At 48.7% G+C, this 24,461-nt stretch carries 27 protein-coding genes; all 27 read left to right on the top strand.

Features of this window, described 5'->3' with window-relative positions; all coding sequences use genetic code 11:
• The first annotated feature begins 11 nt into the window (after positions 1–11).
• The 27 genes from fliG (at position 12) to D328_RS0102565 (ending at position 24,459) form a co-directional block, all read left to right on the top strand.
• Positions 12–1,022, top strand: coding sequence for a flagellar motor switch protein FliG (gene fliG / locus D328_RS0102695; RefSeq protein WP_018883409.1), 1,011 nt, complete (start codon positions 12–14; stop codon positions 1,020–1,022).
• Entirely contained in the window at positions 1,015–1,857 is an 843-nt protein-coding gene (locus D328_RS0102690) for a FliH/SctL family protein (protein ID WP_018883408.1), read from the top strand. The genes fliG and D328_RS0102690 overlap by 8 nt, the downstream gene beginning before the upstream one ends.
• The gene (gene fliI, locus D328_RS0102685; RefSeq protein WP_018883407.1) at positions 1,844–3,163 is read left to right on the top strand and encodes a flagellar protein export ATPase FliI; all 1,320 of its coding nucleotides are present in this window, start codon (positions 1,844–1,846) and stop codon (positions 3,161–3,163) included. Before D328_RS0102690 ends, fliI begins: the two co-directional genes overlap by 14 nt.
• A gap of 10 nt (positions 3,164–3,173) precedes the next feature.
• A complete protein-coding gene (gene fliJ, locus D328_RS0102680; RefSeq protein ID WP_018883406.1) occupies positions 3,174–3,617 on the top strand; it encodes a flagellar export protein FliJ in 444 nt (147 codons plus the stop codon).
• Positions 3,618–3,656: 39 nt separating this feature from the next.
• Positions 3,657–4,598, top strand: coding sequence for a magnesium transporter MgtE N-terminal domain-containing protein (locus tag D328_RS0102675; RefSeq protein WP_018883405.1), 942 nt, complete (start codon positions 3,657–3,659; stop codon positions 4,596–4,598).
• A gap of 25 nt (positions 4,599–4,623) precedes the next feature.
• On the top strand, positions 4,624–6,057 hold the full coding sequence (locus D328_RS0102670) for a flagellar hook-length control protein FliK (protein WP_018883404.1): 1,434 nt from the start codon (positions 4,624–4,626) through the stop codon (positions 6,055–6,057).
• Positions 6,058–6,076: 19 nt separating this feature from the next.
• The gene (locus D328_RS0102665) at positions 6,077–6,634 is read left to right on the top strand and encodes a flagellar hook capping FlgD N-terminal domain-containing protein (protein WP_018883403.1); all 558 of its coding nucleotides are present in this window, start codon (positions 6,077–6,079) and stop codon (positions 6,632–6,634) included.
• Positions 6,631–7,014 carry a TIGR02530 family flagellar biosynthesis protein gene (locus D328_RS0102660; RefSeq protein ID WP_018883402.1) on the top strand — a complete coding sequence of 128 codons (384 nt, stop codon included), beginning with the start codon at positions 6,631–6,633 and terminating at the stop codon, positions 7,012–7,014. The genes D328_RS0102665 and D328_RS0102660 overlap by 4 nt, the downstream gene beginning before the upstream one ends.
• Positions 7,015–7,101: 87 nt before the next feature.
• A complete protein-coding gene (locus tag D328_RS0102655) occupies positions 7,102–7,920 on the top strand; it encodes a flagellar hook-basal body complex protein (protein WP_018883401.1) in 819 nt (272 codons plus the stop codon).
• Positions 7,921–7,984: 64 nt separating this feature from the next.
• Entirely contained in the window at positions 7,985–8,209 is a 225-nt protein-coding gene (locus D328_RS0102650; RefSeq protein WP_018883400.1) for a flagellar FlbD family protein, read from the top strand.
• Complete coding sequence (locus D328_RS0102645) at positions 8,206–8,676, top strand: flagellar basal body-associated FliL family protein (protein ID WP_018883399.1); 471 nt, start codon at positions 8,206–8,208, stop codon at positions 8,674–8,676. The genes D328_RS0102650 and D328_RS0102645 overlap by 4 nt, the downstream gene beginning before the upstream one ends.
• Positions 8,677–8,716: 40 nt before the next feature.
• Positions 8,717–9,715 (top strand): flagellar motor switch protein FliM, encoded by a 999-nt coding sequence (gene fliM, locus D328_RS0102640; protein ID WP_018883398.1) that lies wholly within the window; start codon positions 8,717–8,719, stop codon positions 9,713–9,715.
• The gene (fliY, locus tag D328_RS0102635) at positions 9,705–10,961 is read left to right on the top strand and encodes a flagellar motor switch phosphatase FliY (RefSeq protein WP_018883397.1); all 1,257 of its coding nucleotides are present in this window, start codon (positions 9,705–9,707) and stop codon (positions 10,959–10,961) included. The genes fliM and fliY overlap by 11 nt, the downstream gene beginning before the upstream one ends.
• A 27-nt stretch (positions 10,962–10,988) precedes the next feature.
• Positions 10,989–11,351, top strand: a complete 363-nt coding sequence (locus D328_RS0102630) for a response regulator (RefSeq protein WP_018883396.1) — start codon at positions 10,989–10,991, stop codon at positions 11,349–11,351.
• 12 nt (positions 11,352–11,363) lie between these two features.
• Positions 11,364–11,903, top strand: a complete 540-nt coding sequence (locus D328_RS0102625) for a flagellar biosynthetic protein FliO (RefSeq protein WP_026280975.1) — start codon at positions 11,364–11,366, stop codon at positions 11,901–11,903.
• A complete protein-coding gene (gene fliP / locus D328_RS0102620) occupies positions 11,900–12,664 on the top strand; it encodes a flagellar type III secretion system pore protein FliP (protein WP_018883394.1) in 765 nt (254 codons plus the stop codon). Before D328_RS0102625 ends, fliP begins: the two co-directional genes overlap by 4 nt.
• Before the next feature lie 43 nt (positions 12,665–12,707).
• Positions 12,708–12,977: a flagellar biosynthesis protein FliQ gene (gene fliQ, locus D328_RS0102615; protein WP_018883393.1), complete on the top strand. Its 270-nt coding sequence runs from the start codon at positions 12,708–12,710 to the stop codon at positions 12,975–12,977.
• A gap of 10 nt (positions 12,978–12,987) precedes the next feature.
• Positions 12,988–13,773, top strand: coding sequence for a flagellar biosynthetic protein FliR (gene fliR, locus D328_RS0102610; RefSeq protein WP_018883392.1), 786 nt, complete (start codon positions 12,988–12,990; stop codon positions 13,771–13,773).
• 17 nt (positions 13,774–13,790) lie between these two features.
• Positions 13,791–14,879, top strand: coding sequence for a flagellar biosynthesis protein FlhB (gene flhB / locus D328_RS0102605; RefSeq protein ID WP_018883391.1), 1,089 nt, complete (start codon positions 13,791–13,793; stop codon positions 14,877–14,879).
• Between the two features lie 23 nt (positions 14,880–14,902).
• Entirely contained in the window at positions 14,903–16,936 is a 2,034-nt protein-coding gene (gene flhA / locus D328_RS0102600) for a flagellar biosynthesis protein FlhA (protein WP_018883390.1), read from the top strand.
• Positions 16,933–18,312 (top strand): flagellar biosynthesis protein FlhF, encoded by a 1,380-nt coding sequence (gene flhF / locus D328_RS0102595; protein WP_018883389.1) that lies wholly within the window; start codon positions 16,933–16,935, stop codon positions 18,310–18,312. The genes flhA and flhF overlap by 4 nt, the downstream gene beginning before the upstream one ends.
• Positions 18,312–19,202: a MinD/ParA family protein gene (locus tag D328_RS0102590; protein ID WP_018883388.1), complete on the top strand. Its 891-nt coding sequence runs from the start codon at positions 18,312–18,314 to the stop codon at positions 19,200–19,202. The genes flhF and D328_RS0102590 overlap by 1 nt, the downstream gene beginning before the upstream one ends.
• Before the next feature lie 31 nt (positions 19,203–19,233).
• On the top strand, positions 19,234–20,703 hold the full coding sequence (locus tag D328_RS0102585; protein WP_018883387.1) for a protein-glutamate methylesterase/protein-glutamine glutaminase: 1,470 nt from the start codon (positions 19,234–19,236) through the stop codon (positions 20,701–20,703).
• 33 nt (positions 20,704–20,736) lie between these two features.
• Positions 20,737–22,851, top strand: a complete 2,115-nt coding sequence (locus D328_RS0102580) for a chemotaxis protein CheA (RefSeq protein ID WP_018883386.1) — start codon at positions 20,737–20,739, stop codon at positions 22,849–22,851.
• A 33-nt stretch (positions 22,852–22,884) separates the two neighbouring features.
• Positions 22,885–23,346 carry a chemotaxis protein CheW gene (locus D328_RS0102575; protein ID WP_018883385.1) on the top strand — a complete coding sequence of 154 codons (462 nt, stop codon included), beginning with the start codon at positions 22,885–22,887 and terminating at the stop codon, positions 23,344–23,346.
• Between the two features lie 3 nt (positions 23,347–23,349).
• Positions 23,350–23,958: a chemotaxis protein CheC gene (locus D328_RS0102570; protein WP_018883384.1), complete on the top strand. Its 609-nt coding sequence runs from the start codon at positions 23,350–23,352 to the stop codon at positions 23,956–23,958.
• Between the two features lie 3 nt (positions 23,959–23,961).
• Positions 23,962–24,459 carry a chemotaxis protein CheD gene (locus D328_RS0102565; protein ID WP_018883383.1) on the top strand — a complete coding sequence of 166 codons (498 nt, stop codon included), beginning with the start codon at positions 23,962–23,964 and terminating at the stop codon, positions 24,457–24,459.
• Positions 24,460–24,461 lie beyond the last annotated feature (2 nt).

The raw sequence follows: 24,461 nt of genomic DNA, 5'->3' as shown, positions 1-24,461 counted from the left end.
AGGTGAATGCATTGGCTAAATCGGGAACATTATCGGGACGACAGAAAGCAGCCATTTTATTAATTACGTTAGGACCAGAAGTATCGGCTGAAATTTTCAAGCACCTGCGTGATGAAGAAATCGAACAGCTCACCTTGGAAATTGCGAATGTGAGAACGGTCGATGCGTCAGAAAAAGATGTCATTATGGCTGAATTCCATCAGATGTGTCTGGCCCAAGAGTACATTTCCCAGGGCGGTATTAACTACGCTCGTGAGATTCTGGAGAAAGCGCTCGGCTCACAAAAAGCCATTGAGGTGCTTAACAGATTGACGGCTACGCTGCAAGTTAGACCGTTTGACTTTGCGCGTAAGGCTGATCCGAACCAAATCTTGAACTTTATCCAGAATGAGAGCCCTCAGACAATTGCACTGGTACTCTCTTATCTGCAGTTCGATCAAGCAGCAGCCATTCTCTCATCGCTTCCACAAGAGAAGCAAGCTGATGTGGCGAGAAGAATTGCAGTGATGGACAGCACATCGCCTGAAGTCATTTCACAGGTTGAGCGTGTTCTGGAGCAGAAGCTCTCATCTACCGTTACTCAAGATTACACTAATGCAGGTGGTATTGAATCAATCGTACAGATACTCAATGGTGTAGACCGCGGAACAGAGCGTACGATTCTCGATTCTCTGGAAATTCAAGATCCGGAGCTGGCCGAAGAAATCAAGAAACGGATGTTTGTATTCGAAGATATCGTCAATGTGGATAATCGCTCGATTCAGCGTATTATTCGTGATATTGACAATGCTGACTTGCAACTGGCACTCAAGGTGTCCAGCGAGGAAGTTCGGGATGCGATCTTCAACAACATGTCCAAGCGGATGGCAGAGACCTTCAAGGAAGAAATGGAATTCATGGGTCCTGTCCGGCTGCGTGATGTAGAAGAGGCTCAGACTCGAATTGTAGCTACAATCCGCAGACTGGAAGAATCCGGAGAGATTATCATTGCACGCGGCGGAGGAGATGACATCATTGTCTAATTTGATTAAGTCTTTCCAATACGTTCCTGTCGAGACTTTAAAAAAGCTTGAGCCCAGCTATTCATATGTAGAGACTGAGGAGTCGGAAGTAACCGAGACTGCAGTCGAGGCGGCTCAGGCAGAACCTCAAGTAAGTGTAGAGGCTCTGCGCATGCGTGATGAGATGCTGAGGGATGCCCGTGATTTTGCTGAGCGTCAGATCCGTGAAGCCTCAGAGGAAGCAGAGCGAATGGTGCAGGAGGCTCAGGCACAGATTGAAGCCTGGTGGCTGGAGAAGCGTGAACAGGATGAGCAGCTGTCCGAATCACTCAGGGCAGAGGGCTTTCAACAGGGCTATGAGGAAGGACAGAGGCTTGCGGCAGCAGAATGGCAGGCCAAATCAGACAAGATGATGGAAGAAGCTCAGGAAGTGCTTCAGCACGCTTATGCGGTGAAGGAACAGCTTATTTTGGAGGCCGAGCCTTTCTTGGTAGAGCTGAGCTGTGGAATTGCCGAGAAAGTGATTGATAGACAGCTAAGCACAGACCCTGAGTACACGATTGAGCTGATCCGCAAGCATCTGGCGCGTAAACGTGAGCAAGGAACAATTACATTGTGCGTGTCACCTGATCATTTTGCCTATGTGAATGCTGCTCGTGAAGAACTGACACTGTCTATTGATTCACAGGCTGAGCTTCAAATTGTTCCTGATGGTTCTGTCAAGGACCGTGGAGTTGTGATCCGTTCTGCATTCGGTAGTGTGGATGCTCGGGTGGATACCCAGCTGGCAGAGATCAAAAAAGAGCTGCTGCGTCTGGTGCTAGAGGAAGAGGAGCATAGACATGAAGGAGCTTAGTGCACGTCGTTATCTGGATCATCTGAAGAATCTTGACACCGTTCGTGTGAACGGCAAGGTCACCCAGGTTATCGGACTCATGGTAGAGTCGGAAGGGCCGGATGCCAGCATCGGAGATGTATGCTACATCTATCCTGGTAAGAATGCAAAGCCGTTGCAGGCTGAGGTCGTAGGCTTCCGTGATAACAAGGTGCTCTTGATGCCGCTCGGTGAGCTACAATCAATTGGACCAGGCTGCGATGTGGTCGGTACAGGCAAGCCGCTTAATGTCCAGGTTGGATCTGAGCTGCTGGGCAAGGTGCTGGATGGACTTGGACAACCGCTTGACGGCTCCTTGATTCCGTCAAGGATGACTCGTTATTCGACATTTAATGCTCCTCCCAATCCGCTAACTCGACCTCGTGTACTGGAGCCGATCAGTATTGGAGTGCGCGCGATTGATGGCCTGCTAACGGTCGGTAAGGGCCAGCGTGTAGGTATTTTTGCGGGCTCTGGTGTTGGTAAAAGTACCCTGATGGGGATGATTGCACGGAATACAGAAGCAGATGTCAATGTCATTGCACTCGTCGGTGAGCGGGGTCGGGAGGTACTCGATTTCATCGAACGGGATCTCGGTCCTGAAGGCTTGTCCCGTTCGGTAGTCATTGTTGCTACCTCCGATCAGCCGGCGCTAATTCGGATTAAAGCGGCTCTGATTGCTACGACGATCGCGGAATATTTCCGGGATCGTGGTCTGAATGTCATGCTGATGATGGACTCTGTCACCCGGTATGCGATGGCATTACGTGAAGTGGGCCTTGCTGTGGGTGAGCCACCAGCGATGCGTGGTTATACTCCCTCTGTATTTGCAAGTCTACCGAAGCTACTGGAGCGTGCTGGCACGGGTCCTGCAGGTTCGATCACTGCCTTCTATACCGTTCTGGTAGACGGTGATGATATGAATGAGCCGATTGCAGATGCAGTTCGAGGGATATTGGATGGTCACATCGTCTTGAATCGTTCGATTGCGAATAAAGGACATTTTCCCGCCATTGATGTGTTGGCCAGCATAAGTCGGGTGATGAAGGATATCTCCCCAAGCGAACAGCTGGATGCGGCTGAGAATATCAAACGAATTATGTCTGTATATCGAGAGTCGGAGGATCTGATTAATATCGGTGCTTACCAGCCAGGTTCGAATGCCGATATAGATGAGTCCATTGAACGAATTAAGGATGTCTGGGATTTCACCCGTCAGCGCACGGATGAGAAGGTTGAGCTTGAAGAAGTACAGAAACGGTTGATATCAGAGTTTGCGAGGAGTTGACTACTGAATAATGAAGTTCCAGTACTCATTTCAAAAGGTTGTGGACCTGAAGTCCAATGAGAAGTCACAGGCAGAATGGATGCTCTCTAGTGCAGTAGGCCAGTTACAGTGCGAGGAACAGACATTACAGCAATTGATGGCTGAGCAACAGCGAGTGTTCATGGGGATTCAGCAAGCTGCTGAGCAGTGCGTATCCTTGTCCACAATTCAAGAGCTGCAAAGCTATATCAACCATTTGAATCAGTGTATTGCCCGCAAACAAATGGATGTGCGGTATGCACAGGAGAACGTGAACAGTAAAAAGGTAGTTCTGACCGATAAAATGCTGGATGAGCAAGTCTGGTTGAAGGCAAGAGAGAAAGCTAAAGTCAGATTCCAACAAGAACTGCTCCTCCAAGAACAAAACGAGCTGGATGAGATGGCGACCGTTCGTTTTGCAATGAGAGCGCGCTAGCACGGGTCACTTGCGAGTGACGGTTTGAGGAGGGTAACGATGGCAGACAACGATTTGGATTTAGAGAAAGAGTCTAGTACGGGAATGGAGCGGGTCATGTTTGTCCTGATTCCAATCGTGTTTACTGCGGTCCTGGTTGCCGTACTGCTAACTCTTTTTAATATGGATTTCCGCGACGGCTTACTGAAAGTGGCCAACAAAATTCCTTATGTAAACAACTGGGTTCCTGATCCCAAATTGACTCCCGAGGAGCAGAAGGTGGCTGATGCCAAGGCACAGACCGAGAGCTCGGAGGCAACAATCAAGCAGTTGAAAACGGAGCTTACAGAGCAGACGGCTCAACTGGAGCAAGCGGCAACCGAGAAGGCCGAGCAGGATAAGAAAGTTCAGGAGCTTGAGCAGAAGATCAGCACCATAGAGCAGGAGCAGACAGCTCAGGCAGAACAGCAGCAAGATTCTTCTACGACAAATGAGGACCCTTATCTCAAACAAGTGAAGTCACTGTCGTCGATGTATGAGGACATGCGACCAAGCAAATCTGCTCCAATTCTGCAAAATATGACGAATGAAGAGGTTGTGCAGCTACTGAGCTTCATGCGTCCTGAGAATCAGGTGCGAATCTTGGAGAAGATGGACCCTCAGCTCGCAGCTGACATTACGCAAGAGCTGAAGAATGCGACCAATTCTAGTGACCTGAGCGTAGCAGCTCTACAATCCAGAATTAAGAAGGAAGCGGCGACGCCTTCGTCTACCTCTTCGACGAACCTTGATACCACACAACTGGGAGCGACTTTCTCTTCCATGAATGCTGATACTGGTGCCAAGCTGATTCTGGAGACGAACAAGATCAGCCCGGATAAGGCTCTGAACATTTTGAGCTCCGTAGATGCTGCGACTCGTTCTAAATTGCTAGAGGCCATGAACAAGGAGAACCCGGCAGCAACAACCAAGATTTTGAACAAGATGCTGGGTAGCAATTAACGAGATTAGGAAAGGAGGTGACAATATGACAATGGTAGCCGGAAATATTTCTATGAGCAGTCCTGCGAGTACGACCTCAACATCCAGTACGACCTCTGCAGGTAATACTGCTGCGGCTGGTACAGGAGGTTTTACCGCCACCTTGAATCAGGTTATGGGTCAAGGAACTTCTGCTGATGCAGAGACCGGAGGGAATGCAGGCAATCTGCTTACCATGATGGTAATACCGCAGGAGGCTGAGGCAAGCGCAGAAGGAGCTGAAGCTTTGCTTGAGCTACTGCCAGCATTGCTGGATGGACTGAAGGAGCTGGATACCGAGATTGAAGCGGATCCTGAGCTGCTTGCGGTGCTTCAGAATTGGATTCAGCAGGTACAGCAGTTGCTTTCTGAAGTGTCATCCAACAATGGAGCAGATCAAGAAGCGTCAGCGACGATTACACTGCTTGCACAGGAGCCAGCAACGATTCGATTTGCAGTACAGGATGCATTGACGCAGCTCGTGGCTCTAACAGGTGATCAACAGAATCCGGAGGTAGCGACTAAGGCTGCGCAGCTACTCCAATCCCTGCAGACGCTGACGAAAAACACGGATATTTTTCCGAAGGAGCTCTGGTCATCCGTAACGAAGGCAGTAGAGCAGTTGGAGCCGGATGCACCTAAAGTAATTGTGAAGCAAGAAGTTAATCAGGCACTACCTCAGACGAAGCCAACACATGCTACTGTAGAGGCTTCCAGTCAGGGGCAAAGCAGCACGAACCTGAATCAGGGAAATGCGCAGGCTAAGCCAGCCATGCCGGTCATTCAGACGCAAGCTACTGTAAATGCGGCCAATGCGAATGAACAGGATGTGACGACAAACGCAGCACCTGAAGCTACATTGACAGATGGTAAAACTGCACCAGTAACTACTACAGCTGGTCAACTGGTCGTTCAGAATCATGGGACTACAGCAACAGGCCCCGCTGCTTCAACTGTTCATGTAAGGCAGTTCTCGCAGGAAATGACAGAGTTCGTGGTACAGAAGCTGGATATCGTGAAGCAGCTTGGTATTACTGAAGCGAAGATTTCTCTTCGTCCAGATCACCTAGGACAGCTGGATATCAAGCTGAGTATGCAAAATGGACAACTGGTAGCACAATTTGTAACAGAGCGAATCGGCGCTAAGGATCTACTGGAGCAACAAATGTCCCAGCTGCGCGCGAACTTGCAGAGTCAGGGGATTCAAGTGAGCAAGGTAGAAGTAACTCACAACGAGTCCGCATCTTCTTACATGTATCAGGATGGCAAAGGCTCGGGCTCACAGCAGCAGCAATCTGGACGTCGTTCCAAGCAACGCACCGAGGAAGAGTCGGATGATGCAGTGAAGATGTCTGAGATGGTGGAAGAGCTTCGCAACTGGAATGAGGAGCAAAGGGTAGAACGAGAAGGAAATACAACTTCCTTCACAGCCAGAGCTTAAAGTGGAGGTGAATACAGAAATGGCCAATGAGGCGGTATCAACATCGAATGTTTGGCCGAACTACTCAGAGCAGAATGTCACCAGAGCGGCTGCGGCCAAGAAGGACACCAATGGCAACGCTGAGATGGGGAAGGATCAATTCCTTAAGATCCTGATTGCACAGCTTAAGAATCAGGACCCGATGAATCCGATGGAAGACAAGGAATTCATTGCCCAGATGGCGCAATTCTCAACCGTAGAGCAACTGATGAACATTAATACACAAGTGACGTCTCTAAGTCAGTCCCTGAGTATTGCATCCAGTATGATTGGTAAAGAAATCACATGGATTCAGGCAGGTGCTAAAGACAGTATTACTGGTGAAGCAGCTGAAGGTGCCACGAAGAAGGGTGTCGTGGAATCGATTGTGATGAAAGATGGCAAGCAATATGCTGTTGTCGGAGCAGCAGAAGTGCTGTTATCAGAGATCACTTCAATAACTGCTAACAAAGCACAGTCTAGCACGAATGCTGCGAATGATTCAGAAAGTGATTCCTCTGATATCTCCACAACGACGGAGCAGGGAGAAGAGTCATGAATGAACGTATGACCGTTGGACGTCTATATCCGACAGCGGCACCACCGTCTACGGTTCATCAAAAAAAGGCTCCACAGGCTTCAGGACAGGCCATCAAGCCATTCAATGAGGTCCTTCAGGAGCAAGTGGTTAAGCTGAGTGGACACGCTGCGAAGCGCTTGGAGCAGAGAGGCATTGAGCTGAGGACAGAGCAGATGGATCAGATCAATTCTGCATTGGATAAAGCGGCTGCCAAAGGCGCCAAGGAATCGCTGATTCTCATGAAGGATGTCGCCTTGATCGTGAATGTTCAGAATAGAACAGTAGTCACTGCTCTGGATGAGCAGTCCATGAAGAACAATGTATTTACACAAATTGATAGTGCTGTCATTATATCGTAGATCCCTGGCTGGCCCGATAAGGAAGCCAGAATACCGCTGACCGACTGATGCGGTAATCAAGCAATTACATTTAGGAGGGCTTAATTCATGCTAAGATCCATGTACTCTGGGGTATCCGGGATGAAAGGTTTTCAGACCAAGCTGGACGTAATTGGTAATAACATCGCGAACGTAAATACAACAGGCTTCAAAGGCTCGCGGGTTATGTTCAAGGATATCTTGAGCCAGACAACTACCGGAGCAGGTGGACCTGACGGTACGGACGTAGCGGGTACGAATGCAAAACAGGTTGGCCTTGGAATGAGTATCAGTTCGATTGATACACTTCACCTGGCTGGTAGCGCCATGACTACAAACAATCCAACTGACCTGCGTATTAACGGAGACGGCTTCTTCCTCGTCAAGCTAAATGCAGACCAGGATGTTCCTTACCTGACCAGAGCAGGGGATTTCCACTTGGATGCCAACCGCAACCTGGTTACCAGTGACGGATTCTTCGTTACAGATATCGGTGGAGCACCAATTACGATTGGTGAGGATACAACTTCCTTCTCCATTCAGCAGGATGGCCAAATTGTTGAGGTAGTGGATGGTGTAGCAGGAGTGACTTCCCAGATTGGCCTCGGCATGGTAGTTAACCCTGAAGGCTTGGAGAAAATCGGAGGTAGCCTGTATCGCATGACTGTCAATGCCAATCCGGACGGAGAAATGGCAGAATTCTTCGGAGGTAACGACGCCGAAGCTGGAACAGGAGCTATCATTGCTGGACAGCTTGAGATGTCCAACGTAGAGCTGACATCCGAGTTCACGGAAATGATCGTTGCACAGCGTGGATTCCAGGCAAACTCCCGGATTATTACTACTTCTGACGAGATTCTTCAGGAAGTCGTTAACCTGAAACGATAATTAAGTTATTTATAGCGGAGAGACCTCCGGGTCTCTTCGTATAAATCAGGAGGCGAGTATATAGATGATCCCGGTAACACGCTTGAATGGTTCCCCCATGTGGCTGAATGCATTGATGATTGAGGTCGTGGAGGAAACGCCTGACACTTATGTCACTCTGGTCACCGGCAAGAGGCTGATTGTACTTGAGAAAGCGGCAGAGGTTGTGAAGATGATCAAGGATTACAATCGGGAGGTCGGTATACACGCCGCCACGATTAAGGTGCAACAATTGGAGGAAGACGAATGAAAAAGATGTTGCCTTGGCTAATTACGATTTTATTGTCTATCACATTAATTGTACTTGCCGTGTTCCTGCTGGTCCCGCAATTCATGGGTAATCCATCAGGCAATAATGCCAGATCAGCTGCTGTTGATCATACCGAGCCTAAACTCACGGCTGACGAAATTGTGGAAGTAACCTCTGAGATTCAAGACATCAAGACGAACCTTGCTGATGCTGACTACATCGTCTCTGTGAATTTTTCCTTCCAGTTGAACAGCAAGGAAGCGAAGGAGTCCTTCGAGAAGATCAAGGAGATCAGTATCAAGCCTGTCGTTATTCAGACTCTGGCGGATACCAAGCCTGAGCAGCTCAGATCTGCCAAAGGAAGAGTTGAATTCAGCGACAAGCTTATGGAACTTATTAACGAATCGATCCCCGATGGAAAGCTGACCTCGGTGAAGATCACAAACTTTATTCTAGCACCTATTTGATCACACAGCCGGTTGAGCATGCAGGGGGGGTGAAGAAACATTGGTGGATGTATTATCGCAAGGTGAGATAGACGCACTATTAGCCGCACTTTCCTCGGGCGAGATGGATGCGGAAGAGTTAAAGAAAGAGGATACGCAGAAGAAAGTCCGGTCTTATGATTTTAAGAGAGCCGTTCGCTTCTCCAAGGATCACATCCGAAGTCTCACCCGAATTCATGAGAACTTTGCACGTTTCCTAACCACGTATTTCTCGGCACAGCTTCGTACTTTTGTGCAGATCAGTGTGGTTCAGGTCGAGCAGCTCCCATATGATGAGTTCATCCGTTCGATTCCGAAGATGACGATTCTGAATATTTTTGAAGCTGAGCCGCTTGAAGGCCGGATGGTGCTTGAGGTTCACCCCAACGTGGCCTTTGCGATGCTGGATCGTCTTTTAGGTGGAGTAGGCTCATCTCCTGCGAAGATCAGCTCCTTGACGGAGATTGAGACCATTATAATGGAGAGAATTTTTAGCCGTGCCTTTGACAGCTTGCAAGAAGCTTGGAAGACTGTGCTTGATATTACACCTCGGATGGAAGCATTGGAGACCAATCCGCAATTTATGCAGATCGTCTCTCCGAACGAAACCATTGCGTTGATCTCCTTAAGCACCAAAATCGGTGATACTACCGGGATGATCAATCTATGTATTCCACATGTGGTGCTGGAGCCGATAATGTCAAGATTATCGACGCACCAGTGGTTCATATCCGAGAAGAAATCACGCGCACCAGAGGAATTTGATGCACTGCGTGCACGTGTCAGCAAGGCGCAATTACCTATTGTGGCTGAATTAGGTGAATCCCAGATTTCAATTGCAGAATTCCTGGGTCTGACTGTCGGTGATGTCATTTCATTGAATAAACCCGTCGGTGAGGGCCTGTCCATCCGGGTAGGAGAAAAGCTTAAATATATTGGAAGCCCTGGTGTCGTCAAGGATCGGGCAGCTATCCAGATTGATGAAATCGTCAGCGAAGGAGTTGAAGAAATTGACGAGTAAAGACTATCTGTCTCAGGAGGAGATCGATGCTCTCTTGAAGCAGACTGAATCGGGGGAAAGTGCTTCGGCTCCTGCTTCCTCCAGTCAGAGTACTGTGGATGATTACTTGACTCCTCTTGAGCAGGATGCTTTGGGAGAGATTGGGAATATCACGTTTGGTAGTGCTGCGACAGCTCTTTCAACGTTGCTCGGCAAGAAAGTAGATATTACAACGCCAAAGGTGTCGATTATTACTCGCTCTGAGTTTGAGACGACTTTTCCTAAGCCGCATGTAACTGTACATGTCAATTATGTGGATGGCTTTGAAGGAATCAACTCATTGGTAATCAAGACCCGGGATGCACAGGTGATTGCTGATCTGATGCTGGGGGGAGAGGGTAATCCGAAGGATGAGGAACTGAACGAAATTCACATCAGTGCTGTTCAGGAAGCGATGAACCAGATGATGGGCTCATCGGCTACCTCCATGTCCACGATCTTTAACCGGTTCGTGAACATTTCGCCACCGGGAATTGACATTCTGGACCCAGCGAATGGGAGCGGAGTGACCAGCTTGCCTAGCGATGAGACGTTAATCACCGTTTCCTTCCGCTTGCTGATTGGGGATCTGATTGACTCGACATTAATGCAGCTGCTCCCAGTACCATTTGCCAAGGAAATGGTGAGAATTCTGGTTCAAGGCGATGATTCGGCACCAGCTGAAGCGGCCGCCTCTGCACCACCAGTAGCCCCACCAGCACCACCGGTAGCTCATACGCCACCAGCACCGCCAGCGCAGCCTGCTTATAATCCACCGCCAATGCAGCAGGATTATAGTATGCCGCAGGATTACGGCATGCAGCAGCAGGGGATGAATTACGGAGGTATGCCTCCACAGCCAGCCTATGGCGGGCCTCAGCATTATGGTGGAACACCGGGTAGAAATGTAAATGTCCAGCCAATTCAATTCGCGAATCTGCAGTCAGGCTCCTATTCGAACCTGGACGAGAACAATCTGAATTTATTGATGGACATTCCCCTTAAAGTCACCGTAGAATTAGGAAGGACCCAGAAGCAAATTAAAGATATTTTGGAACTGTCGCAGGGGTCAATCATCGAGCTGGACAAGCTAGCCGGTGAGCCAGTAGATATACTGGTTAACAATAAATTGATTGCCAAAGGGGAAGTCGTAGTTATCGACGAGAACTTTGGTGTGCGCGTAACGGATATCGTAAGCCAATGGGACCGGATTCAGAAATTACAATAAGCATAATCTAGGGAGGATTTATTTTACATGGCTAACCGTATTTTGATCGTTGATGACGCTGCATTTATGAGAATGATGATTCGTGACATTTTGTCCAAGAATGGCTATGAAGTGGTAGGAGAGGCACCAGATGGAGCACAAGCTGTTGAGAAGTTCAAGGAACTGCGTCCTGATCTGATCACGATGGATATCACAATGCCAGAAATGGATGGAATCGCGGCTTTGAAAGAAATCAAGAAAATTGATGCAAATGCCAAGGTCATCATGTGCTCTGCGATGGGACAACAAGCGATGGTTATCGATGCGATTCAAGCTGGTGCAAAAGACTTCATCGTGAAGCCATTCCAATCCGATCGTGTCATCGAGGCGATCAGCAAAACGCTGGGCTAAGGCACGCTGAATATGGGTACTGACCAAGGAAACCAGCTAATGGTTAGCGGAGACGATTACGGTATTGGAAATCTGATCTGGGTGATCGTCGTCCTTGCCTTCGTCATTATGCTGATCCTCTATCTGATTCGTTTCTTGAGCCGTCGGAATCAGAGCTGGTTCAGCAGCCGTTCGGTTCGTATTTTGGGTGGCGTGGGACTGGCCCCCAACAAATCATTGCAGCTTATCGAGGTTGGCAGCAGTATATATCTGATTGGTGTAGGAGAAGAGATTCGTCTCATTGACAAAGTATCCGATCCCGAGGAAGTGGAGCGAATAGTGGCCGCATTTGAGCAGGAGACATCCCTGCACAGCGGCCCGTTAGCCCCGCTGGTCGCCAAGCTAACGGAGAGACTCCGCAAGAGAAATACGATAGAGTCGCAGGAACTAGAGGATGACGCTTCATTCCATGAGCTGTTCGAATCGAAGCTGCGGCAAAGGCCAGATCGCAAGGATAAGCTCGAAAAGCTGCGGGATGAGGATAATACTACAGATCGGTCGGGAGAAAGATGAAGAAAAAGTTGATACTTGCTTGTCTGCTGATCGTTCTGTGTCATTTCATGTCCGTGACGGTTGCCTCAGCATCAGCTGTCAATCCGATACCTGATATTAGCATAGACATTGGCAATTCAGAGAGCGGACAGCCCGGAACGACGTCGCTGTCTATTATTTTACTTATAACCATCATTAGTATCGCACCAGCCCTATTGATGCTCATGACCAGCTTTACGCGTATTGTCATCGTTCTCGGTTTTGTGCGGACATCCCTGGGGACGCAGCAAATGCCGCCCAACCAGGTACTGGTTGGACTCGCATTGTTCCTCACCCTGTTCATTATGGCGCCGACGTTCTCGACAATGAATGACACAGCCTTACAGCCTTATCTCAAAGGCGAGCTGAATCAGTCGGAAGCGCTGGAAAAGGCCCAGGAGCCGATCAAGACCTTCATGTTCACACATACGAGAGAGAAGGACCTGCTGTTGTTCATGAAGTATACGGGTTTGGAGAAGCCGAACAATCATCAGGAGATTCCGCTGAACGTATTGGTGCCTGCATTCGCAATCAGCGAATTAAAGACGGCATTCCAGATGGGCTTCATGATCTTTATACCATTTCTCATTATTGACATCATTGTTGCTAGTACCTTGATGGCCATGGGGATGATGATGCTACCACCTGTCATGATTTCACTGCCTTTCAAAATATTGCTCTTCGTCCTTGTGGACGGTTGGTATTTGGTTGTGAAGTCATTGCTGCTCAGCTTTAACACCTGAGTACATTCGATCCAAGTCCAGATTCATGCCAAGGAGGCCGGAAATGTCAACAGAATTTATTATTTCTTTGGCCGCACAAGCAGTCTTTACCGTATTGAAGGCGAGCGCACCCATGCTGATTTTGGGATTGCTTGTGGGCCTAATCGTCAGTGTATTCCAGGCCACTACCCAGATTCAGGAGCAGACGCTCGCCTTTGTACCTAAAATTGTAGCTGTCCTGTTGGCACTATTGTTGTTCGGCCCCTGGATTTTGACGACGATGATCGATTTTACTTACGGTATCCTAGACAATCTTTATAGATATATAGGGTAGGCGGAGAGCGATGCAGATCATACTTCAGAGCTTTCCTATTTTTCTGCTGCTATTCTGTCGAATTACATCGTTTTTTGTAGTTGCACCAATCTTTTCAACACGAAGCGTACCCGTTCGTTATAAAGTTGGCATCTCGGCGTTTATTGCACTTATTGTATTTCTGATCTTTGGTGTGAACCAGCAGATTCCTACGGATGTCAGCTATGTATTGCTGGTCGTCCGTGAGATACTGATTGGTCTGCTGCTTGGTTTTGTCGCTTATTTGATCCTGACAGCCATCCAGACCGCAGGAGCCTTCGTTGATATTCAGATCGGCTTCGCTATGGCCAGCGTCTATGATCCGATGACAGGTGCCTCGGTGCCAGTGACGGCGAACTTCAAATATGCTATAGCAACATTGCTCTTTCTGACAATGAATGGTCACCATTATCTCCTGGATGCGATCGTGTACAGCTACAATTGGGTACCGCTTGATAATGAATTTTTCCTCAAGCTGTACGCCGGTAATATTTCGGGCTTTCTGCTCCGGACGTTTGCGGTATCGTTTCTGTTAGCCTTTCAGATGGCAGCGCCATTTGTGGTGGCTATTTTTTTGACGGATGTTGGCTTGGGATTTCTTGCCAAGACGGCTCCGCAGTTCAATATTTTTGTTATCGGTGTTCCGATGAAGATTATTGTAGGGCTATTTATGCTCCTGCTGATGATGCCTAGCTTTGGTTTTGTATTCGAACGTCTGTTCAATATGATTTTTGAATCAATGAGAGATCTGCTAAACGTAATTGGGACCCGCCCTTAAGGGCTGGAGGTGTGCAAGTGAGACTGAGGTATACGCTGGACCTGCAGCTGTTCGCTGGGGAGAAGACCGAGAAGGCTACTCCGAAGAAAAGACAGGAATCCCGAAAAGAAGGACAAGTAGCCAAGAGTATGGAAATATCGGCTGCTTCGATCCTGTTGCTCGTATTCGGTTGCTTAATGATGCTGGGCGACTATTTCAAGACCCGAACAGTTGGTCTCTTTACAGATGTATTCACAAATCGACTCACGATGGATGTCACACAGCAAAATATCATGATGATGTTCTCTGAATATGGAGTCCAGATTGTTTTACTTTTGGCGCCCGTATTTGGAGTTACGATTCTGGTTGGGCTGCTGGCCAATTATGTGCAGATCGGCTTTCTCCTTACAGGCAAGCCATTGATGCCAAAATTCAGTAAGCTAAGTCCGATCAAAGGCTTCAAGAATATGTTCTCTATGCGCTCCATTGTGGAGCTTCTGAAGTCCGTATTCAAAATGTCGATTATCGCGATTCTTGTGTATAACGTCATTTGGGGGACGCGTGGCAATCTGGCCAAGTTGTCCGAGCTATCAGGAGATCAGATTCTAAGCTTCGCTGCAGGCCTGACATTGGAGCTGGGTCTGAAGATAGGCGCATGTCTGTTTGTCTTGGCTATTCTAGACTATATCTATCAGCGCTATGAGTATGAGAAGAACCTTAGAATGTCCAAGCAAGATATTAAGGATGAATATAAGAAGATGGAGGGGGACCCCTTAATCAAAGGGAAAATTCGTGAACGACAGCGTCGGATGGCCATGCAGCGTATGATGCAGGAGGTGCCCAAGGCGGATGTTATTATCACGAACCCGACTCACTTTGCTGTAGCCTTGAAGTATGAGGGCTCGGAGATGGAGGCGCCGCAGATTGTTGCAAAAGGTCAGGATTATCTGGCGCTCCGTATTAAAGATATCGCCAAGCAGCATGGTGTGATAACTATGGAAAATAAGCCGCTTGCACGTGCGCTGTTCCAGCGGGCCGAGGTCGGGGACTCCATCCCTGCCGACTTGTTCCAGGCAGTCGCTGAAGTGCTGGCCTATGTATATAAGCTTAAAGGTAAAACGAAATAACGGGATCGGAGGCCAAGAGACCATTGAAAAGTAAAAATATATCTGTCCTTGTTGGTATCATCGGTATTGTACTCATGCTGATACTTCCGATCCCTGCATGGCTGCTCGATATTTTGCTGGTCATTAATATTTCGATTGCATTGATGATTCTGTTGGTGGCAATGAACACCAAGGAGCCGCTCGAATTCTCCATCTTCCCGGCCCTCCTGCTGATTACGACATTGTTCCGGGTATCCCTGAACGTGTCCACAACCAAGCTAATTCTTGGCGAGGGTCATGCTGGTGAAGTAGTAGCTACCTTCGGTAGCTGGGTCGCTGGAGGACAGATTGCAGTAGGCTTCGTCGTGTTCCTGATCCTCGTTGTCGTCCAGTTCATCGTCATTACGAAGGGCTCGGAGCGTGTAGCTGAGGTTGGGGCTCGATTTACCCTCGACGCTATGCCAGGTAAGCAAATGAGTATTGACGCGGATCTGAATGCAGGACTTATTAATGAACAGCAGGCTCGTGAGCGTCGTAGCAAGATCGAAAGAGAAGCTGACTTCTATGGATCGATGGATGGTGCGAGTAAATTCGTCAAGGGAGATGCGATCGCCAGTATTATCATCATGATTATCAACCTTGTCGGCGGCTTTATTATCGGTATGACCGCCAAGGGGATGAGCTTTACGGACGCCTTGTCCACCTATTCGATTCTTACGATCGGGGATGGACTGGTGAGTCAGATTCCGGCGCTGCTGATTTCGACGGCTGCGGGTCTGATCGTTACCAGAGCTTCTTCCGACGGGAACTTGGCTGATGATCTGACAGGTCAGCTCTTCATGTATCCGAAGCTGATTTATATTGTTGCCGTAACGGTTGCTCTACTCGGCTTCTTCACACCAATTCATGTAATTACGACGCTGCCTCTGGCGATATTGCTCTTTTTTGTGGCCAGGAAAATGCAGCAGAATCTGGATCGAAAGTCGATCGAGGAAGAACAGCTGGAGGAGGAACAGCAGATTGAAGAGGTTCGAAGTCCTGAGAGTGTCATTAACCTGCTGCAGGTAGATCCGATTGAGTTCGAGTTCGGCTATGGACTGATACCATTAGCGGATACTCAGCAAGGCGGAGACCTGCTTGACCGGATCATCATGATACGGCGTCAATGTGCGCTGGAGATGGGGCTGGTTGTACCGGTTATTCGCATCAGGGACAATATTCAATTAAAGCCCAATGAGTACATTATTAAAATAAAAGGAAATACCGTAGGTAGCGGTGAGCTGCTGCTGAATCACTATCTGGCTATGAGTCCCGGATTCGATGACGAAAGCATAACAGGTATTGAGACCACTGAACCTGCCTTTGGTCTGCCAGCGCTATGGATTGACGAAGGAACCAAGGATGCGGCAGAGCTATCTGGCTATACAGTGGTTGACCCGCCATCTGTCGTTGCTACTCATCTGACCGAGATGATCAAGCGTCACGCGCATGAACTGATCGGCAGACAGGAGACACGTGCACTTGTAGACAATCTGAAAGAGAACTATCCAGTGCTTGTGGATGAGCTGATTCCTTCGGTGCTCACCATTGGTGATGTGCAGAAGGTGCTGGCTAAGCTGCTGCGGGAGAAAGTGTCCATTCGTGATACTGTGACCATCTTCGAGACGCTCGCAGATTACGGAACCTACACGAAAGACCCGGATGTACTTACAGAGTATGTACGTCAGGCGCTGTCCCGTCAGATTACCCAGCAGTTCTCCAGACAAGGAGACACGCTGAAGGTGATTACAGTCGGTCCGTCACTGGAGAAGAAGATTGCAGAGAGTGTACAGCAATCGGAGCAAGGAAGCTATCTGGCACTTGACCCTATCTCAACACAGACCGTATATCAGAAGATTTCAGAGCAAGTCAATCGCTTGATTCAGTCAGGTCAACAGCCAATTTTGTTAACCTCACCAACGATTCGTATGTATCTGCGCCAGGTGCTGGAGCGGACCATGCAGGATGTTCCGGTGCTGTCTTACAGTGAGCTGGAGCCTAACGTTGAAATTCAAAGTGTCGGGGTGGTGAATCTATGAGGGTCAAACGGTATATCGTGAACACTATGCCGGAAGCCATGCAGCAGATTCGGGAAGACCTGGGTTCCGACGCTGTAATACTAAGCACGAAGTCTATGAAAACTGGCGGCTTCCTAGGTATGTTCCGTCAGAAGAAAATAGAGGTTATTGCTGCACTGGAAAAGGAGGCTGACTCTTCGCCACGCGTCAACACGGCTACAATAGCAAGACCTGTGGAGAAGCTAGTCACCAAAGAAATACAGCCTCCGCGGCCCGTAACGGTGCCACGCTCTGCCGCGCCAGATGCTTATCGAAGAGCAGCAGAGGACTACGCATCGCCACAGGCTCGGCCCAATATAACTACAGAACCACAGATTAGAGTGAATGATATTCAGCCTGAGCAGAGCGCACCGCAGGCGAAGGTCTCGGCACCTTTTTCCGAGGATCAGATGCAGGAGCTGATGGCCCTAGCAGGTCACCGTGCAGTCAAGAATGAGCCTCATGCATATGCTGAAGTAAGCACAGCAGACCAAGCTCTATTAGAGGAAATACGAGAAATGAAGTTGATGATGACCCGCTTGTCCCGAAGCGCGGTCACGGAGCCACAGCTACCAGAGCCAGCGCAGCGCATCTGCGATCGCCTTATTGAGCAGGATGTGGACCGCGAGCTACTGGATGATTGGCTGGAAATGGTGTATCAGCAAAGAGACCGAGAGCTGTCCAGCGCAAGTAACTTCGACTGGGAACAAGCATTTCGGGAGGTGCTTAAAGGCTTCATCGACCAGCGAATTGGCGGTGGAATTGCTCCAAGCACCAGAATTATATATGTAGCCGGACCAACGGGTGTCGGTAAGACGACGACTATTGCCAAGCTGGCAGCAGAGCAGCTATTCAGATTCAATCGGAAAGTTGGACTTATTACTTCGGACACATACAGAATCTCAGCAGTTGACCAGCTTAGAACGTACGCTTCCATTTTGAATGTTCCCTTGGAGATTGTTCAATCTCCTGGTGACCTACACCGGGCGATGCAGCGTCTGGAAGACTGCGATCTGATCCTGATGGATACAGCTGGTCGGAATTATCGAAATGAGCTGCTTGTATCCGAGCTACAAAGCTTGCTGGCTCATAGGGAGGATAGCGAGACATACCTGGTGCTCAGCCTCACCTCCAAAAGTAAAGATATGAAGACCATTGCACAGCATTTCAGCCAGTATCATCTGGATAAGGTCATCTTCACCAAGGTGGATGAGACAGGCAGTGTTGGAGCCATGTTCAATCTTTTGCACGAGTATCCGTTGAAAATATCATATATGACGAATGGACAGAACGTGCCTGAGGATGTATTTTTGCCAGATACGAAGCGGCTATTACATCTGCTGCTTGGTGAATCGTGATGAGTGATCAAGCTCAGTCGTTGCGACAACTGGTGTCTTCTCTGGATAAATACAGACTTCCAAAGAGGACGGGACAGGCCAGAATCGTTACTGTAGCGAGCGGCAAGGGTGGAGTAGGTAAGTCCAATATTACGCTAAATCTTGCATTGGCTCTTCAATCGCTCGGAAGAAAGGTTTTACTTTTCGATGCGGATATAGGAATGGCCAACATTGATGTGTTAATGGGGACATCCTCCCAGTACAACCTTTCCCATGTTCTAAGAAGGGAAAAGACGATGACACAGATTGTGCAAAAGGGGGCCAGCTCACTCCCTTTTGTGCCAGGCGGCTCTGGTGTGAAGGAGCTGTTCTCGTTAACTCCTGCTGATCTGGATTATTTTATGGAAGAAATAGAACTCCTAGCCACTGACATGGACTATGTTTTCTTCGACACCGGAGCTGGACTGTCGATGGAGAACCTGAAATTCATCATGGCCGCGGACGAATGCTTAATTGTAACAACGCCAGAACCTACCTCCATTACAGATGCATATGCACTTATAAAGGTGGTAAGTGGTAATCAATCAGATACAAAATTTAAGATTATCGTCAACCGTGCCGATAACGATAATGAGGCCCGTCTTGTGGCTGATAAGATTTCACTAGTCACCAGTCGATTTCTGAACCTTGATATTCCGCTGCTTGGCTACATTAGTGATGATCCTCATGTGAGCGAGGCTGTCAAAAAGCAGGTCCCTTTCTCACTTGGCTTTCCAGGCTGCCCAGCGACAAGGGATCTTGTGCGCTTGGCTCATCACTATGCAGGTATGGCTTTGCCAGAGCAAAATGGAGGTAACGTGACAGGAATCAAGGGCTTCATGCAAAAATGGCTTCGATTGACAACCAAATGATTCTTGAAACGAGGACAGAGGTGTGAAATGAATGACGGTATATCGTGTACTCGTCGTCGACGATTCTGCGTTCATGAGGAAAATTTTTTCCGATCTGATCGTAGCAGACGCGTCGTTTGAAATTGCTGGGACAGCCAGCAATGGTCGTGAGGCTGTGGAACAGATTAGACACCTGAAGCCCGATCTGGTGACGATGGATGTCGAGATGCCTGAAATGAATGGCTTAGAGGCTCTAAAGCTGATTATGAAGGAATGTCCTCTTCCTGTTATTATGCTATCTGCAATTAATGAGCAGGGGATGAAGGAGACCATCATAGCGTTGGAAAATGGGGCTTTTGATTTCATCCGCAAACCCTCAATCAGCAATTCTCATGATATTGCGAAGGTGGGGGTCGAACTGCTGGAGAGATTGAAGGCAGCTGTACAGGCGGCTGAGAGGAAGCAGGAACGCTTCAAGGAATCTTCTCGAACCGAGCCTGCACTGTCTAGCAGACCGCCGGCAGAACGCAAGCAGGATTCGCAGGTGGCTCCTCCTAAGCCATCACAATCGGAGGAATCTGCTCAAGCAGTACTTAAGGTCCCACCTAGTGCAGAGCCCAAGCCTGTCCCAGCCCAATCGCTACTTAGAAAAGAGTTGGATGAACAATTGCGCAGGACTTGGCAGGAGCTAAGTGCTTCCAAGCCTAGCGAGCCTCGTAAGACAGAGCCTCGCAAAGCGGAAATCGGAAAAGCACAGCCTCCCAAGAGCTTAAGTGAGAAGAAGCCTGCTGATCCTTCGGTAACGAAGAAGCCCTCTGGGATGACTGCCAGACCCCCAGAGCCAGTGAAGACTACTCCAGTAGTAGCAAAGGCCAATCCGCCAACCGTATCATCATTGGCAGAGGAGTCTGCAAAGAGCGTGAAGAAACCTACCGGGGGTGTCCAGTTCCGTAAGCTTGTGGCTGTTGGTTGTTCTACAGGGGGGCCTCGAGCCTTAAAGGCGTTCCTGGAACAGATTCCAGGCGATTTCCCTGCTCCCGTTGTAATTGTGCAGCACATGCCGCCGAATTTCACCCGTTCTCTTGCCCAGCGTCTGAATTCGCTAAGTGCTATTCGAGTCGTTGAGGCAGAACAAGGAATGACGTTGGAGAGTGGGACAGCCTATATCGCACCAGGCGGCTATCAGTTAAGAGTCACATCACAATCCGGTGGTAAATACGCATTCTCCTTAACGACAGAGGAGCCACGCAACGGACATAGACCTTCTGTGGACACGATGTTCGAATCACTTGCCCCGCTCACTGCACTAGATCGACATCTGGTATTGCTGACAGGCATGGGCAGTGATGGAGCCAGAATGATGAAGAAGCTTTACGATTCGGGAGTTCGATCTACATTTGCGGAGAATGAGGAGACCTGTGTTGTATATGGGATGCCCCGCTCTGCTGTGGAGTTGAATTGTGTGCAGTACTTGTTACCATTGCACCAGATAGCGCCAAAGCTTGTACAAGTTGTGAAATAATCGGAGTGTAACTCATGGAGGAGGTGTCTCACAATGGACATGAATCAGTATTTATCCATGTTTATTGATGAGTCGAATGATCATCTGCAGTCTCTTAACGAAAACATGCTTCAATTGGAAAGCAATCCGACCGATCTCGGAATCGTTCAGATCATTTTCCGTTCCGCCCATACGTTGAAGGGTATGGCAGCTACAATGGGCTTTGAAGACCTTGCGTCACTAACACATCAAATGGAAAACGTACTAGATCTAGTGCGCAACGAGAAGCTCGAAATGCATGAGTTCATTTTCGACACCTTCTTTAAAGGTCTGGATGCATTGGAATCCATGGTCCAGAACATTACGGAGGGTGGAGACGGAAAGGCAGATGTATCCTCAATTGTTGCATCCCTGCAATCAATTGTGAGTGGAGACTTCAAGGCAGCAAGCCCGGCCGTTGCTGAAGTAGCTGCAACAGGAGCTCCTGCTGATGCTACTGTATCCTACATCAATGCCGGACTTGAGCTCGACCAGTACCAGTACTCGATTCTTGAGCAATCCATCAAGGAAGGCCATCGTGTACTTTATATTCAGGTTACGGTAAGTGAGGAAAGCCAATTAAAGGCTGCCCGCGCATTCATGGTGTTCAACGTTCTGGAGAACTCGGGGGAAGTAGTGAAGGCTTACCCTTCAGTACAGGACATAGAACAGGAGAAATTCGATCGCGGCTTCTCGTTGTACTACATAACCCAGAAGGACGCCGCTGAGCTGGAGAAAGAAATCAAAGGGATTTCCGAAATTGAAGACGCAGTGCTGACTTTGCTGGATGAGGAATCACTCCGGCACATGACAGAAGAGAGTATGGCTGCTGCAAGAGCTGCTTCTACAGAGATGGCTGCAGCTGTAGCTGAGGCAGTGACGCCAGTTGAAGCTCCTACTGCTGCTCCTGTACAACCAACTGCAGCTCCAAAGACTGCCAAGGCGGCTAGTAGCCCTGCGAAGACTGGAGCAGCAGCTCAGAGCCGGACGATCCGCGTGGATATAGAACGTCTGGACGTCCTGATGAACCTCTTCAGTGAGCTTCTGATTGATCGTGTTCGTCTGGAGCAGCTGGCTTCGGAAGTGGGCAGCCAGTCCTTGACAGAGACGGTTGAGCACATGAGCCGTGTTAGCTCAGACCTGCAAAACATTGTTCTGAAGCTGCGGATGGTTCCGATCGACACGGTATTTAATCGGTTCCCTCGAATGGTTCGTGATCTGGCGAAGACGCTGGATAAGAAGTTGGAGCTTATCATTACGGGCGCGGAGACTGAGCTAGACCGCACAGTTATTGATGAGATTGGGGATCCGCTGGTTCACTTGCTGCGTAACTCAGTAGACCATGGTATCGAATCCGCTGCCGATCGTATTGCTGCTGGCAAGCCGGAGATTGGTACGGTAAACCTTCGTGCCTTCCATAGTGGGAACAATGTCTTCATTGAAATCGAAGATGATGGCGCTGGTATTAACCGTGACAAGGTGCTGGGAAATGCCATCAAGAAAGGCATCATTACGCAGGAGCAGGCTGACGCCATGAGCGATGAGGAAGCCTACCAGATTCTATTCGCTCCGGGCTTTAGTACCGCAGAGGTCATCTCCGACGTATCTGGTCGCGGCGTAGGACTGGACGTGGTCAAATCCAAGATCACATCACTCGGCGGTAATGTTACGATATTCTCGACACCTGGAAAAGGTACCAATTTCTCTGTACAGCTTCCGCTGACCTTGTCGATTATCGCAGCCATGATGGTGCAGATTGGTTCCGAGAAATATGCCATTCCGCTCTCCTCAATCCTGGAGACAGCTATTATCAAGCGCAACCGTATCCGGAATGTACATGGTAACAAGATGATCTCATACCGTGAGTTCACGATTCCGCTGATCTCTCTGAGCGAAGTGTTCGAGGTACCTGATTTTAATGAAAACGAAGAGGAAGAGACAGAAATCGTAGTCATCCGCAAAGGGGATCGACTTGCTGCGATTTCAGTGCAGGATTTCCTTGGACAAAGTGAAATTGTCATTAAAAATATGGGGAAATATCTGCCGGCCATTCAAGGGATTTCAGGTGCAACCATTCTTGGAGACGGTCAGGTAGCACTCATTCTTGACCCGAATGTTTTCATTAAATAAAGCTGCTTAACTCATTGGAGGAGGTCTTTAGACATGGGAGAAGAGATTAAAGTTATCGTCTTTAAACTGGGGAACGAGGAATACGGTATTGAGGTAGATAAGGTTCAGTCCATCGAACGGATGGTGCCGATTACGCGGGTACCGAAGACGTACACCTTCGTGAAGGGTGTGTTCAATATGCGTGGGGTCGTGATCCCAGTCATCGACCTGCGTGGACGCTTTGGCCTTCCAGAAGCAGAATATACGGACCAGACGCGGATTGTCATCGTGGCTGTTAATGAGATGCAAGTTGGCTTTATCGTAGATTCTGCGAATGACGTTATCGATCTCAATACAGACAGTATTGAGACTCCACCAGAGGTCGTTGGCGGTGTGAAAGCTAGATACCTACGTGGTGTAGCGAAGATCAGCGAAGACCGTCTGCTGATTATGCTAAATCTTGCAGAAGTCTTGAATAAGAGCGAGATTGTTCAGCTGGAAAGTATTGAGGACTAAGCCGTGTTTAATCATTTGGAGGATTTTAAGCTAGATGTGCTGAAGGAAGTTGGCAATATCGGAGCAGGGAATGCGGCGACCGCCCTATCCCGTCTCCTGGATAAGCCAATTGACATGGGGGTTCCCAAGGTACAGCTTCTTCCATTCGAGGAGATAGCCGAGAAAGTAGGCGGGCCTGAGCGGCTTGTCATTGCTATTTTCTTTAGAGTGGAGGGAGAGGTCCCTGGCAATCTGTTCTTTATTCTCTCTCCTGAGGCCGCCAAAAGTCTGGTGCGCAGATTAGCAGGAATTGAGTCGGACGATGACGAAACATTTAATGAGATGGAACATTCAGCTCTTTCGGAAATTGGCAACATTCTGGCAGGCTCTTATCTGTCCTCATTGGCGGACTTTACCAAGCTGTCCATGTTCCCTACCGTACCGGGACTTGCGATGGATATGGCTGGTGCCATTCTGAGCTATGGACTCTTGCAATTTGGCCAAATGGGTAACGACGCCTTGTTGATTGACACAGCTTTTCTAGAAGGGCAGGATCAGATTGAGGGACAATTCTTCCTGATTCCCGATCCAGAATCCTTTGCGAAAATATTTGAGTCACTAGGAGTCCGTTAAATCATGATTGAGGAAAAGAACATCATTAAAGTCGGAATGGCTGATTTAAACGTGGCTAGTTCTACAGACTTAATCCGGACTACAGGCCTTGGCTCCTGTGTCGGATTAACGATGTACGATCCAAATCTGAGGCTGGCAGGCATGGCACATGTCATGCTGCCCTCCTCGGAGATTGCCCGTGAAGGAAATCTGAATATTGCCAAGTATGCTGACACAGCCCTTCCGGAGCTGCTGAATCGCTTGATTTCCATGGGAGCATCCAAGCACCGGATTGTTGCCAAGATGGCTGGTGGCTCTCAGATGTTTGCATTTGCTGGCAGCGGGGATACGATGAGAATCGGTCCCCGGAATGTGGAATCCTGCCGGGATGTCCTGCTGGATCTGAAGATTCCACTGCTAGGTGAAGACACTGGCGGAAGTGTCGGCAGAACAATCGAATTGAATTGTGAGACTGGCGTTTTGAGTATTCGGAGCGTACAAAAAGGTGTAAAGGAACTGTAAAC

This window comes from Paenibacillus massiliensis 2301065 = DSM 16942 (genome assembly GCF_000377505.1).
GTDB lineage: Bacteria > Bacillota > Bacilli > Paenibacillales > Paenibacillaceae > Paenibacillus > Paenibacillus massiliensis.
Note: the sequence above shows the minus strand (reverse complement) of the source record. Positions and strands in the feature narration are given on the sequence as shown.

Bases quoted from the DNA above. Each gene is read 5' to 3' on its own strand.
- fliI (WP_018883407.1), top strand. From the start codon at position 1,844: ATGAAGGAGCTTAGTGCACGTCGTTATCTGGATCATCTGAAGAATCTT.
- fliJ (WP_018883406.1), top strand. From the start codon at position 3,174: ATGAAGTTCCAGTACTCATTTCAAAAGGTTGTGGACCTGAAGTCCAAT.
- D328_RS0102675 (WP_018883405.1), top strand. From the start codon at position 3,657: ATGGCAGACAACGATTTGGATTTAGAGAAAGAGTCTAGTACGGGAATG.
- D328_RS0102670 (WP_018883404.1), top strand. From the start codon at position 4,624: ATGACAATGGTAGCCGGAAATATTTCTATGAGCAGTCCTGCGAGTACG.
- D328_RS0102665 (WP_018883403.1), top strand. From the start codon at position 6,077: ATGGCCAATGAGGCGGTATCAACATCGAATGTTTGGCCGAACTACTCA.
- D328_RS0102660 (WP_018883402.1), top strand. From the start codon at position 6,631: ATGAATGAACGTATGACCGTTGGACGTCTATATCCGACAGCGGCACCA.
- D328_RS0102655 (WP_018883401.1), top strand. From the start codon at position 7,102: ATGCTAAGATCCATGTACTCTGGGGTATCCGGGATGAAAGGTTTTCAG.
- D328_RS0102650 (WP_018883400.1), top strand. From the start codon at position 7,985: ATGATCCCGGTAACACGCTTGAATGGTTCCCCCATGTGGCTGAATGCA.
- D328_RS0102645 (WP_018883399.1), top strand. From the start codon at position 8,206: ATGAAAAAGATGTTGCCTTGGCTAATTACGATTTTATTGTCTATCACA.
- D328_RS0102630 (WP_018883396.1), top strand. From the start codon at position 10,989: ATGGCTAACCGTATTTTGATCGTTGATGACGCTGCATTTATGAGAATG.
- D328_RS0102625 (WP_026280975.1), top strand. From the start codon at position 11,364: ATGGGTACTGACCAAGGAAACCAGCTAATGGTTAGCGGAGACGATTAC.
- fliP (WP_018883394.1), top strand. From the start codon at position 11,900: ATGAAGAAAAAGTTGATACTTGCTTGTCTGCTGATCGTTCTGTGTCAT.
- fliQ (WP_018883393.1), top strand. From the start codon at position 12,708: ATGTCAACAGAATTTATTATTTCTTTGGCCGCACAAGCAGTCTTTACC.
- fliR (WP_018883392.1), top strand. From the start codon at position 12,988: ATGCAGATCATACTTCAGAGCTTTCCTATTTTTCTGCTGCTATTCTGT.
- flhF (WP_018883389.1), top strand. From the start codon at position 16,933: ATGAGGGTCAAACGGTATATCGTGAACACTATGCCGGAAGCCATGCAG.
- D328_RS0102590 (WP_018883388.1), top strand. From the start codon at position 18,312: ATGAGTGATCAAGCTCAGTCGTTGCGACAACTGGTGTCTTCTCTGGAT.
- D328_RS0102585 (WP_018883387.1), top strand. From the start codon at position 19,234: ATGACGGTATATCGTGTACTCGTCGTCGACGATTCTGCGTTCATGAGG.
- D328_RS0102580 (WP_018883386.1), top strand. From the start codon at position 20,737: ATGGACATGAATCAGTATTTATCCATGTTTATTGATGAGTCGAATGAT.
- D328_RS0102575 (WP_018883385.1), top strand. From the start codon at position 22,885: ATGGGAGAAGAGATTAAAGTTATCGTCTTTAAACTGGGGAACGAGGAA.
- D328_RS0102565 (WP_018883383.1), top strand. From the start codon at position 23,962: ATGATTGAGGAAAAGAACATCATTAAAGTCGGAATGGCTGATTTAAAC.